General features: G+C 33.0%; 13 protein-coding genes. 7 read left to right on the top strand and 6 right to left on the bottom strand.

What is annotated here, in order from left to right:
* Positions 1-297: 297 nt before the first annotated feature.
* Positions 298-744 (bottom strand): DUF6799 domain-containing protein, encoded by a 447-nt coding sequence (locus Q0Q96_RS05460; RefSeq protein WP_293872223.1) that lies wholly within the window; start codon positions 742-744, stop codon positions 298-300.
* 244 nt (positions 745-988) lie between these two features.
* Between Q0Q96_RS05460 and recA the strand changes: the two genes are divergently transcribed.
* The 4 genes from recA to Q0Q96_RS05440 all read left to right on the top strand — a co-directional run bounded on the left by recA (position 989) and on the right by Q0Q96_RS05440 (position 4735).
* Entirely contained in the window at positions 989-1993 is a 1005-nt protein-coding gene (recA, locus tag Q0Q96_RS05455; RefSeq protein ID WP_293872224.1) for a recombinase RecA, read from the top strand.
* Between the two features lie 102 nt (positions 1994-2095).
* Positions 2096-2509, top strand: coding sequence for a hypothetical protein (locus Q0Q96_RS05450; protein WP_293872222.1), 414 nt, complete (start codon positions 2096-2098; stop codon positions 2507-2509).
* Between the two features lie 22 nt (positions 2510-2531).
* The gene (locus Q0Q96_RS05445) at positions 2532-3083 is read left to right on the top strand and encodes an RNA polymerase sigma factor (RefSeq protein ID WP_293872221.1); all 552 of its coding nucleotides are present in this window, start codon (positions 2532-2534) and stop codon (positions 3081-3083) included.
* Positions 3080-4735, top strand: a complete 1656-nt coding sequence (locus Q0Q96_RS05440; protein WP_293872220.1) for an outer membrane beta-barrel protein — start codon at positions 3080-3082, stop codon at positions 4733-4735. Before Q0Q96_RS05445 ends, Q0Q96_RS05440 begins: the two co-directional genes overlap by 4 nt.
* A 62-nt stretch (positions 4736-4797) precedes the next feature.
* Here Q0Q96_RS05440 and Q0Q96_RS05435 read toward each other — a convergent pair whose 3' ends face one another.
* Positions 4798-5556 (bottom strand): lysophospholipid acyltransferase family protein, encoded by a 759-nt coding sequence (locus tag Q0Q96_RS05435; protein WP_293872219.1) that lies wholly within the window; start codon positions 5554-5556, stop codon positions 4798-4800.
* An 89-nt stretch (positions 5557-5645) separates the two neighbouring features.
* Between Q0Q96_RS05435 and trpS the strand changes: the two genes are divergently transcribed.
* Entirely contained in the window at positions 5646-6623 is a 978-nt protein-coding gene (gene trpS / locus Q0Q96_RS05430) for a tryptophan--tRNA ligase (RefSeq protein WP_293872218.1), read from the top strand.
* 2 nt (positions 6624-6625) lie between these two features.
* On the opposite strand, the gene dprA is transcribed toward trpS, so the two are convergent.
* Entirely contained in the window at positions 6626-7741 is a 1116-nt protein-coding gene (dprA, locus tag Q0Q96_RS05425) for a DNA-processing protein DprA (RefSeq protein WP_293872217.1), read from the bottom strand.
* A 102-nt stretch (positions 7742-7843) separates the two neighbouring features.
* On the opposite strand from dprA, the gene Q0Q96_RS05420 reads away from it, so the two are divergent.
* Together Q0Q96_RS05420 and Q0Q96_RS05415 are read left to right on the top strand one after the other, a co-directional pair.
* The gene (locus Q0Q96_RS05420; RefSeq protein ID WP_293872216.1) at positions 7844-8779 is read left to right on the top strand and encodes an SPOR domain-containing protein; all 936 of its coding nucleotides are present in this window, start codon (positions 7844-7846) and stop codon (positions 8777-8779) included.
* 60 nt (positions 8780-8839) lie between these two features.
* Positions 8840-9349: an acyl-CoA thioesterase gene (locus Q0Q96_RS05415; protein WP_293872215.1), complete on the top strand. Its 510-nt coding sequence runs from the start codon at positions 8840-8842 to the stop codon at positions 9347-9349.
* Between the two features lie 33 nt (positions 9350-9382).
* Here the strand turns inward: Q0Q96_RS05415 and Q0Q96_RS05410 are convergent, their stop codons facing one another.
* From Q0Q96_RS05410 to Q0Q96_RS05400, 3 genes are all read right to left on the bottom strand, one after another.
* Positions 9383-10639, bottom strand: a complete 1257-nt coding sequence (locus Q0Q96_RS05410; RefSeq protein ID WP_293872214.1) for a peptidoglycan DD-metalloendopeptidase family protein — start codon at positions 10637-10639, stop codon at positions 9383-9385.
* Between the two features lie 3 nt (positions 10640-10642).
* The gene (locus Q0Q96_RS05405) at positions 10643-11383 is read right to left on the bottom strand and encodes a DUF4292 domain-containing protein (RefSeq protein WP_293872213.1); all 741 of its coding nucleotides are present in this window, start codon (positions 11381-11383) and stop codon (positions 10643-10645) included.
* Between the two features lie 62 nt (positions 11384-11445).
* A partial coding sequence (locus tag Q0Q96_RS05400; protein WP_293872212.1) for a cytochrome C biosynthesis protein occupies positions 11446-12444 on the bottom strand: 999 nt, incomplete at its 5' end.

The following is a 12444-nucleotide window of genomic DNA, read 5'->3' as shown; positions in this document are numbered from 1 at the left end:
CTCTAAATCAGACATTTTTTGTTTGCTGCCAATACTTAATTTATATTCTGACTCACAATTCAAAGAACTTATAACTTCTAAAACTCTATAATAATTTTTCACTATATTTGACATGAATATTGGTTTGTTTTGCAACTTCAAAATACTGAATTTCAGTATCTTGACCAATGTTTAATCAACTTATTTTGCTGTTAATAATTACACAAAACGGGTTAATATAAATTAATGATAATTTTTTAAGGCTTTTACAGAATACTATTGTGCACGAACAAAAAAATTGTATTCACAAATTTAATATCACGCTTTTTTAACTAAATCCATTCCGCATTTAGAACATTTCCCAGGTTTATTACTGGTGACTTTTGGATGCATGGGACAACTGTAATTCATTCCTGTCATTTTTTTTGAGTTTTTAGTTTTTTTCATTTTTTTCATTTTGTCGCTGCACATTTTCCCACTCATTTCCATACAATCTCCGTTTTTCATCATCATTTTTTTACCGTCTTTCATGGTGCATTCGCCATTTGTCATGCAGATTGTTCCATTTTTCATGGTCATGTCTTTGTCCATCGGCATCGTTTTGCCATCTTTCATGACCATCATTTTGCCGTCTTTCATCATACAACAATCTTTCATAGTTGCTGGTTTTTTGGTTTTTTGTGCATTGGCACTTAACGAAATTACCAGTAAAAAAATCGTAACCAATGCTACTGTTTTTGTTGAAATTAATTTTAAATTTTTCATAATAAATGTATTTGTTTTTCGTCAGTTCCGCTGTTGCTCGGTCGTCAGTATCGCTGTTGCCCGGATAAGGTATTTATAACCACATCGCATTAATGATGCTTAAACAAATGTAATTAGCCATTACAGTATTATTATTAAAGATTACATAATTCACATTTTTCTTTTAGATTGTTTATAATTGTTATCAATTCTAATGAATTTCCATTAAAAAATTATTATTTTTATGCCACAAAATTTAGAAAATATGAGTTCAGAAAAAGAAGCCAAATTAAAAGCATTGCAATTAACACTTGATAAATTAGACAAAGCCTACGGAAAAGGAACCGTAATGAAAATGGGCGATAAAGCTGTAGAAGAGGTAGAAACAATTTCCTCTGGTTCGCTTGGTTTAGATTTAGCTTTGGGTGTAAACGGTTACCCTAGAGGTAGAGTTATAGAAATATATGGACCAGAATCTTCAGGAAAAACTACACTAACATTGCATGCTATTGCCGAAGCGCAAAAAGCAGGAGGCATTGCGGCTTTTATTGATGCTGAACTTGCTTTTGATAGAAATTATGCAGAAAAACTGGGCGTAGATATTGAGAATTTAATTATTTCACAACCCGATAACGGTGAGCAAGCATTAGAAATCGCCGAAAACCTTATCCGTTCTGGAGCAATTGATATTGTTGTGATTGACTCGGTTGCTGCGTTGACGCCAAAAAGTGAAATTGAAGGCGAAATGGGTGATTCAAAAATGGGATTGCATGCTCGACTGATGTCGCAAGCATTAAGAAAATTAACAGGGACAATTAGCAAAACAAATTGCACGGTGTTTTTTATCAATCAGTTGAGAGAAAAGATAGGCGTCATGTTTGGAAATCCAGAAACCACAACTGGAGGAAATGCCTTGAAATTTTATGCTTCGGTTCGTCTAGATATACGGCGTTCTTCACAAATAAAAGATGGTGAAAATGTTGTTGGAAACAGAACCAAAGTGAAGGTAGTAAAAAATAAAGTAGCACCACCATTCAAAGTTGCCGAATTTGATATTATGTATGGCGAAGGTATTTCAAAAACAGGTGAAATTCTTGATTTAGCGGTTGAATTTGAAATTATCAAAAAAGCGGGTTCTTGGTTTAGCTATGGCGATACAAAACTGGGACAAGGAAGAGATGGCGTGAAAGTCTTAATAAAAGACAATCCAGAATTAGCAGATGAGTTAGAACAAAAAATCAAAAAATTCATTGCCGAGAAAAACGCATAAAACAGAAACCCGTCTAGTTAAAAATACTAAACGGGTTTTTTTTATTGTTGTAGCGCAACCTTTTTTATATAAACACATCTTAACATTAAATCATTTATTATTATGAAAAAGATTATTCTATTATTAGGCCTGTTCTTTTTATTAAATTCTTGTACCCCAGATAGTGGTACAAATTACACCTTTGAATTAAGGCCAATACAAAGCGTATCCATTCCCACACAGTTTACTTTAGGTCACACGTATCCTATAACCGTTCGTTATACCAAACCTACAACCTGTCATTATTTTAGTACGTTGTATTATGATAAAGACTTAAACATAAGAACAATTGCCGTTGAAAATGCAGTGGCACAAAGAAACGATTGTCATAATTTGAGTGCCACTGATGGAATTGCCGAGTATACTTTTAATTTTTATGTAACTAGCAATGGTTCGTATATTTTTAAATTTTATCAAGGTAAAGATGCAAACGGTGTGAATATATTTTTACAATATGAAGTGCCTGTGACGAATTAAATAAACAATCAATTTTTGAAAATTGGATGCAAAGCAACTCATTAATGATTGCAAAAAAAACGATAGAAAAGCACAAGAACAGTTATACCGATTGTATTCCCCAAAACTGTTTGCCGTATGCTTAAAATATTCACGCAATTACATTGAAGCGCAAGATAATTTACAAGAAGGATTTATACTTATTTTCAACAAAATAGAACAATATTCTTTTAAAGGCTCATTTGATGGTTGGTTAAAAAGAGTGATGATTAATCATGTTTTACAACAGTATCGAACACAAACTTTTTTGAGTTTGGTAAATGAAGACTTTCAGGTAGCTGATGAAATTGAAGTTGATGACGAAAATATACCGTTAGAATATTTATTAAAAATTATTCAGGAATTGCCTGATAGATACCGATTGGTATTTAATCTCTATGTGATTGATGAGTATTCGCATGCTGAAATTGCCGAAATGCTTTCTATAAATATTGGTACTTCAAAATCAAATTTGTCGCGTGCTAAAATGATTTTAAAAGAAAAAATAGAAAATCATAAAATCGAAGAAAACAAAAAATTCCCTTCTGCAAAATGAGTGAAAGAAAAAATATAGATAAATTATTTCAAGAGAAATTCAAAGATTATGAAGCAAATCCTTCTGAAGGAATTTGGGCAAATATCGAAGCGAAACTTGATGAAAAAAAACGAAGAAGAGTAATTCCATTTTGGTGGAAATTATCTGGCATTGCGGCGATATTTTTACTTGGTTTTTTGATTTCTAAATCCATATACGACGACGGTGCTGCTGTAAAAAACTCTTTAGTACATCAAAATAACGCTAATACAAAAGAAAAAACAATTATTAAAGATGTACCGTCAAAGCATTTACAAAACAATATAATTCCGGCGGAAAATCCTGTTGCAAATCAAGGCAATTTACGCACACACCAAACGAAAAATAAAGAAGTTGACAATAAAAGGAAATCAAATAACAATAACTTAAATGTAGGTTCAGCCGCAGTTGCCACTTTCTATAATAAAATTAAAAAGAATATTGTTTCTGAAGAGAAAAATAAGATTAAAAAGATAGGGTTTTCATCTTTACCAACAATTGCTGCAAGAACAAAGTCATTTCATAGTTCTGTGAAAAACAAATCTAATTATGATAAATATAAAATTCAAACAACCCAAACTGTTTTCGACAATGCAAAAAGTTCAATTGTTGATAATATAAATAAAAACCATAATTCAATTGTTGAAAAAAACCCTAGCAATACTACGCAAACGAAGCAAATAGTTGAAACGGATACTTCCGCGCAAAAGAACAATACAAAAACTCAAAAAACAATTGATACTAAATTCATTAATCTTGATGATTTAAAAGGGAATAGTAACCCAAAAATTGCAACAAAAGAAATAAATAAGAAAATTAACGACACTTTAAATAAAAACAGTGTTGCTAACAATGAGTTGGAAGAATTGCTTAATGAAAAAGAAAGCAAAGTTACGGTAGAATCTAAAAGAAATAGGTGGCAACTAAACTCAAATGTTGCTCCTATTTTTTTGGGTTCAACATCAAGTGGTTCTCCAATAGATTCTACGCTTTCTAAAAATTCTAAATCTTATAATACCAATGTAGGTTTTGGTATTGGTGTGAGTTATGCTGTAAATAAAAAACTGTCTGTTAGGACAGGATTGAATAAACTGAACTTGAGTTATACTACCAATGACATAACTTTTTTCACAGGAATACAATCAAAAATGCTCGCTAATGTTACACCAACAGCCTCAAGTGCCATGATACACCTGCAAAGTGCAACAAATACGGTAAATCCAACTTCAGAAAGTGGACTTTTGCCTTTTGAAAATTCTTTTTCGCCCGAAAATAAAGGATCTTTAAATCAAAAAATCGGGTATCTTGAAATGCCTGTGGAACTAACTTATGCGATTTTGGATAGAAAATTTGGTTTAAAAATCATTGGTGGTTTCAGTACCCTTTTCCTTCAAGACAATCGTATTACCATACTATCGGAGGGCAGAGATACGTTGCTCGGTGAGGCAAATAACTTAAATAGCATCCATTTTAGTGCCAATCTTGGACTAGGAGTAAAATATAGTTTTATGAAATCTTTTGAGTTCAATATAGAACCAACTGTTAAATATCAATTGAACACCTTTAGTGCAAACGCTGGAAATTTCAAACCTTATCTGATGGGAATTTACAGCGGCATCAGCTACCGGTTTTAGTTAAGTTTGTTTTTAAAATTAGTTACGCTGTTATTGCCTTCAAGCAATAACGAAAAAGAGTCTCATTTCGGGACTCTTTTTTTTAGATTAAATATTTGAAGTTGGTTTAAAATAACTTGTCGAACTTGGTCTTTAAGTGTTTTTTTGTAATCGGAAGTTTGGTTTTTAGTATCAAAAAAACGATGAATCTTAACTCGCATTTCTCCTGGACATCCACTAAAAAAAGTATATGAAAACCGTTTTTTATTATCTGCAAAAGTTATTGGAACAATGGGAATGTGATGATCGAGTGCTAATCGAAAAGCACCATCTTTGAACTCATTTAATAGCACTGATTCATCATCGGGAACACCGCCTTCAGGAAAAATACAAATACTGAATCCTTGGTTTAACTTTTTTTGAGCGCTTTCAAAAACGGCCATCCGGCTTCTGGAGCTTTTTCTATCGACCAAAATACACGTTCGTTTATAAAAAAATCCAAATAGTGGAATTTTAGCTAATTCGGTTTTGCCCACAAAAACAAAAGGGTTTTTTATTACAGAAAGCATCAGCATAATATCGGTCATAGAAGTATGATTGCAAACAAACATGTAACTTTTACCTTTGATGATTTCTTCTTCACTAACCACTTTGGGATGCAAACCCATACCAAACAAAATGACTTTTGCCCAAATTCTTGCCATAACGAAAAAGTAAGGATACCATTTTTCTTTAAGTATAGAAATAAACAAAAATGGAAACATAACGATTATAGGAATTGCCAACAAAATATAGAACCAAATGCGATACACTATCCAAAAAATAATTTTAAATGCTCTCATAATGTCAAATGTAATGAAAGAGATGCAATTTTTAAATCTATATACTAACTTTGCCAAAAACTTTGCGAACTTTACGATAAATCGAAAAAATGTCAAAAATATTAACCGGAATTCAGAGCACAGGAACACCCCATTTAGGAAATCTATTAGGTGCCATTATTCCCGCTATAAAACTATCTCAAAATCCTGCGAACGAATCCTTCCTTTTTATTGCCGATTTACATTCGATTACACAAATTAAAAACGGAGTGGAACTTCGACAAAATACGTATAGCACCGCTGCAGTTTGGTTAGCTTGCGGATTAGATGTGAATAAAGTAATTTTTTACCGTCAAAGCGATGTGCCGCAAACGGCCGAATTATCTTGGTATTTGAGTTGCTTTTTCCCTTTTCAACGCTTGACTTTAGCACATTCATTTAAGGATAAGGCAGATCGACTTGAAGATGTAAATGCAGGATTGTTTTCTTATCCAATGCTTATGGCGGCCGACATTTTATTGTATGACGCCAATTTTGTTCCCGTTGGAAAAGACCAATTACAGCATATCGAAATCACTCGCGATGTAGCTTCCCGTTTTAATCATCAAATGGGAGAAACCTTTGTCATTCCCGAAGCTAAAATTCAAGAAGAAACCATGTATGTGCCAGGAACAGATGGTCAAAAAATGAGCAAATCTCGAGGGAACAGTATTAATATTTTCTTGGATGATAAAGCATTGCGCAAGCAAATCATGAGCATAGAAACTGACAGCACCCCACTAGAAGAACCTAAAAATTATGATTCCTGCAATGTATTTGGATTATACAAATTATTGGCAAACGACGAGCAAATCGCTCAAATGAAAATCAAATATGCTAATGCAAACAGGGATTTTGGTTATGGTCATGCCAAGCAGGAGCTATTTGAATTGCTAACCAACAACTTTAAAACCGAAAGAGAAAAATACAGTTACTATATAAACAATCTCACCGAAGTTGACGCTTTGCTAAAAACTGGAGCCACAAAAGCTTCCGTAATTGCTGATTGTGTTTTAAGAAAAGTTAGAAAAAAAATGGGTTTTGAGTGATTCTACACAGCCTCAAATAATTTTCCGGGCAAAGGCCGAATAACTCCTTTGAGCTCCATATTTAAGAGTAGCGACGAAATTCTAAATATTGGAAAATCACATTCAAGCGCAATGATGTCTAAAAGTTGTTTGCCGTTTTTTTGAAGGTAATCAAAGATTTTTTGTTCGTCATTATCCAGTGAAACAAAAAGCTGTTTTTGAACCGTTTTTTCATTACTTGATTTCGATGCTTCGGACAATTCCCAATTCAAAATATAAACCAAATCGGCTGCCGAAGTCATTAAATTAGCACGCTGTGTTTTTATCAAATTATTGCAACCCTGACTAAACTTATCTGAAGTTCTTCCTGGCACAGCAAACACATCACGGTTATAATCATTGGCTATCATTGCTGTGATTAACGAACCTCCTTTTTCGGCACTTTCAATCACAATGGTAGCCTCGCTTATACCAGCAACAATCCTATTTCTTCTCACAAAATTTTCTTTTTCGGGATTAGAATTACTCCAAAACTCGGTTATGAATCCGCCGTTTGACTGCATGTTGGCGACATATTTCTTGTGGGTTTTGGGATAAATTTGGTTTAATCCGTGTGCCAAAACTCCAATGGTTTGCAAGTTGTTGTCCATCGCTGCTTGATGCGCCACTATATCGACACCATATGCAAAGCCACTAACGATTATAGGGTTAAAAACTGCCAAATCTTCGATTAGTTTTTTACAAAAATTGGTGCCATAAGAAGTGATTTCACGGGTGCCTACAATGCTGATTATCTTTTTGTTTTCAAGGTTTAGATTCCCCGATGCAAAAACCAAAACTGGACCGTCTATGCAATGTTTTAATCGACCAGGATAATTATCATTTTGATAATACAAAACCGAGATTGCTTCTTGTTGTACATAACGTAATTCTTGTTCGGCTTTTTCGAAAACCGATTTATCTCTTAAATTTTTAATCAAAACGTCGCCAATACCATCAATTGCTTTTAAGTGATTGGCCTTTGATTGAAATACATTTTCTGCTGAACCGCAATGATTTATCAATTTTTTTGCCACGACATCACCAACGCCATCTGTTTTTAGTAAAGCCAAAATATTGAAAAGTTCTGTTGAATCCATATCGGTAATTTACTACGCAAAATACTAATTTTTTCTTGGGATTGTTAACAATTTTTATGAATATTTTTTTGATATTAATTTAGTTTTTCTAAATTTGTTAACATGAAGATTGAGCCATACATTTCCCAATTATTATACCGTTATCAATGTGTTACCGTGCCAGGATTTGGTGCGTTTTTAACCGAATTCCAATCGGCGCAACTAGATGAAAAATCACATTCTTTTTATCCTCCAAAAAAAATGATTTCTTTTAATCCATTTCTCAAAAACAATGATGGTTTATTGGCAAAACATTTAGCCGATGGCGAAAAAATATCTTATGAAATTGCCGTAAATCTTATTCAAAATGAAGTTTCACATTGGAAAACAAAAATTGAGGACTTTGGTACTTTATCTGTAAAAAACGTTGGCGATTTTTCTTTGAATTCAGAAAATAATATGGTGTTTTTACCTGTAGATAAAATCAATTATTTTAAAGAATCTTTTGGATTGAGTTCGTTTGTTTCACCATCAATAAAGCGCGAAGTTTATAAAGAATTTATCGAACAACTTGATGAAAAAATTCCAATAAATTTCATACCCAAGAAAAAAAGAAATTATTCTGTTCTAAAATACGCAGCGGTTTTCTTGGTAACGGCAGGAATTGCTGGAACTATGAGTTACAAACTGTATGAAAATAAAATTGCAGAAACGCTTATTGTACAAACCAATGTTCAGAAAAAAATAAATCAAAAAATTCAGGAAGCTACTTTTTACATTTCAAATCCTTTGCCAACGGTTACACTAACCGTTGCTGATGTCAAAATGCCTTATGGAGTTGTTGCTGGCGCGTTTAGAATTGAGAGCAACGCAGAAGAACAATATCAAAGATTACTTAAATTAGGTTTTTCAAAAGCCAAACGATTAGCACCCAATAAGCATGGCTTATTCCCGGTTTTGTATGGAAGTTATACCACTTATTCTGAAGCACGTCAGGCTATGAAAGATATTCAGAAATTGGACAATAAAGATGCTTGGCTTTTAGTTGATTCGTTATAAAATTATCTTAAGAAATCAAGATTTTTAGCATGCTGTCATTATCTTTGAACAAAATTTGCTATGAGTCCAAAACATCCCTCTGAATCACTAACTATCCTAACAGATTTAGTACTTCCAAGCGAAACCAATCCGTTGAATAATCTTTTTGGTGGCGAATTATTAGCCCGCATGGATAGAGCAGCGAGTATTGCCGCAAGAAGGCATTCTCGGCGAATTACAGTGACCGCTTCTGTAAATCATGTAGCTTTTAATCGCGCTATTCCTCTGGGGAGCGTAGTAACTGTGGAGGCCAAAGTGTCTCGAGCTTTTACATCATCCATGGAGATTTTTCTAGATGTTTGGATTGAAGATAGAGAATCGGGTATAAGAACAAAGGCAAACGAAGCAATTTATACTTTTGTGGCTGTAAACGAAATGGGGAATCCTGTTCCTGTGCCGCCAATTGAACCTCAAACAGAGGAAGAAAAATCAAGATTTGTAGCTGCTTTGCGCAGAAAACAATTAAGCTTGGTCTTGGCGGGAAAAATGAATCCACACGACGCTACTGAATTAAAAGCGTTGTTTTTTTAAGTCAAAACAGCCGAGTAAATTAGGATTTTTAATTTACCTTCTAGACAACCAAGTTGTGGGATTAAAGTAAGCCGAGTTTTGTGAAACTAGAAATTTAAGTATCGTTTGACCATCTGTATCAGTCCTTATTTTACCAAGGTTTTGTTTTGCTGAAACCTTATCTCCAACTTGTACATTCACCGAACTAAGATTTTGATAAATAGTAAAAAAGTCCCCGTGCTTAATCAAGACCGCTTTTTTAAGTGGCGTTATTTGCTGCACTTGGGCAACTTCACCGGCAAAAACTGCTCTAGCATTTGAACCATTTTCGGTTGAAATTTCAATACCACTATTGTGTATCATCAATGATTTGAAAACAGGATGTGGCTGATCGCCATAGCCAAGTGAAATGGCTCCTTTTTCGACCGGCCAAGGCAATCGCCCTTTATTTGCCTTGAAATTATCGGAAACTATTTTTCCTTCGGGAGTTAATATAATTTTGGTTGAGGACTCAATAGCTTTTTTCTCTGCAACAGTGATTTTTGGATTAGATTTTACATTAGCCGCTGCTGTTTTTCTGTTGGCAGCTGCAATGGCTTCTCGAACAAATTTTTGAATTTGTGAATCAATCTTTCTAGTTTCTTGTTGTTTTTTTTTGATTTCAGCTGATATTTTTCCTTTTTCTTTTTGAATTTGAACTGCAATTTTTTCTTGAACTTGTTTTTCTTTTTCGAGTAGAACTTTTTCTTTTTCGTTCTCAACTATGAGTTTTTCTTTTTCCTTTTTTTGACCCACAATTTTAGTATTGTAACCCATAAGTTGATTGGTTTTTTCTTGTATTTCTTGACCTTGCATTTTTCTGTAACTTGCATATTGCTTCATGTATTGCGCCCTTTTATAAGCTTGCAAAAAATTTTCTGATGATAATAAAAACATAGCACGACTTTGTTCCGACCTACTTTTATACGACTTTAATATCATCGATGCATAATCCTTTCTCAACTGCGTTAAATCACTATTTAAGTCGTTTATTTTTACTTGATTACTATAAATATCGTTGTTAAGTAACTTGGTTTGTTTTTCTGTGGTTTTTATCAATTTTTCCTTAAGTCCGATTTTTTCCTTTTGAACTATTAATTGTTTGACCACCGTTTTTTCTTTGCTCTTCATAGAGTTTAACTGTTCTTCTTTTTCCCGAATTTCAAGCTGAATTTTAGCTTTGCGCTCTTCGAGTTGTTGTTGCGTTGGCTGCTGGCTCCACATTTGAATTGTGATGCACAGAAAGAGAAAAGTTAAAATAAATTTTGACATTTTCTATTTATTTTGGTCGTTTAAATTGATAAAAATTCTGTCATATCCATCGGGAACACTATAAGAAAAAGGTAGGTCTTCATTAAAAGTAACCGAATTATAATCAACAGCAATTGTTGTTGTACCTTTAGCTTGAACTGCTTTTATCAATAAACTTGTTGGCAAAACAGCAAAGGCAGCTTTCTGAAAACTAGGGTAACTAATTTCAAAACTTCTTGCCTTTTCAGGTTCACTAAACTCTTGTTTTTTAAGAAAAAAATGTTCTTTTTCAAAATAAAAAGAGGTGTTGATTTTGTCTTCAATCGCATTTAATTTATACAATTCTTCCACAGTAGTAAAGGAGTAATTACCTATTGTTACATTGATGATAGGTTGTCCTAATAACATATTTTGAATTTTATTAAAATCCAAATCTGTACCAAGCCATTGACTCAATGACTGAAAATTTCCTTCAAAATAAGTTCCGTTTATTTTTTCATAATATTTCACTTCTGTTGGGGTTATTAATGCTTTTGCCATAGTTATTCCAAGAAAACGAATAATTATTAAAATCTTCTCGTCTTTCTTTATTTTAATCTCTGCCGAAACATTTTGGGAATTATTTTCGTCTTTATATTTTACGTTTGATCTGATGTATAAAGACGAAAAACTATTTTTAGTGCTGTTGTGATTTTGAATTATTTTTTTTGAAGTTAAAACACTATCCTCGCGTTCAACATTTGGTGGTTTTTTTGTGTCTATCACTATGGCTTTCGACTTACAAGAAACCATAAAAAATATCAAAATTAAATAATACCAATACTTCATTATTTTTTTTGTTTTTTTATGAGTTGGTTAGCTTTGGTAAAATAGAATTCCTTTTTTTTAGTATCTCCTAAACCGCTGTAGGCTTCACCCAGTTGGATATTGAAATTAATTTCTAAAGCGTCATCACTAACCACAAAATCTAGACCAGATTCTAAAAATGTTGCTGCTTTTTTAAAGTTTTTAATTTGATTATTGGCCAGTCCTGCATAATAATAAAACTGTGGTTGTGTTGGAAAAAGTTGGGTCATGTTATCCGCTTTTTTGCCTAAAATATCAAATTGTTGAATTTCGGTGTACGCTTGCATCAATAAAAGCTGTATTTCGACATCTTCTTCTGCATTTTTTAAATGTATTTCAAAATATTTGATGGCTTTGCCCCAATCTGATTTTGAATAATAAAATTTTCCTATTTCGCTTGCAACTTTTACACCTTTATCGCGCTCAAAATAAGAAATTGCTTTGTCTAAATCGGGTTCATATTTTGGATTATTTTGCGCAAAAAGCAAAAATTCATTTAACATTCGGTGCTTAATTTTTGAATCTATTTTTCGACTTGGAAATACAATATTCATTGCTTTTACAGCTCCGTCGCCATTATTATTGTTCAAATAAAACTTAAACAAACTCACCTGTGCCCAGTCAGATGTTGGGATTTCTTTTTCTAATTTTTGTGCAATTTCCAATGATTTTTCTTCTTGATTGCTTTGAGAATACAGATAAATTAACGCAATATAATTAGACTCTTCTCTAGGGAATTTCTTAATCTGGTCGATAAGATTGTTCTTTTCTGCCGATTGGTATTTGGTGTCTTTGAGAATATCGGCTTTATACAATTCGCGTTTCTCGGTTTTACCAAATTTTTCATTTAACTCATTAATAAGATCCAATGCTTTTCCAAATTGTTGGGTATTCATGTACAACGACATTAAATCTTCTTTGTAATCTTCTTTAAATGTCACTAATTTTTCAACCACAATAATCGCCTGATTGTAGTCATG

Origin of the sequence: Flavobacterium sp. (assembly GCF_025352015.1) — a bacterium.
GTDB lineage: Bacteria > Bacteroidota > Bacteroidia > Flavobacteriales > Flavobacteriaceae > Flavobacterium.
This window is presented reverse-complemented; position numbering and strand designations above follow the sequence as displayed.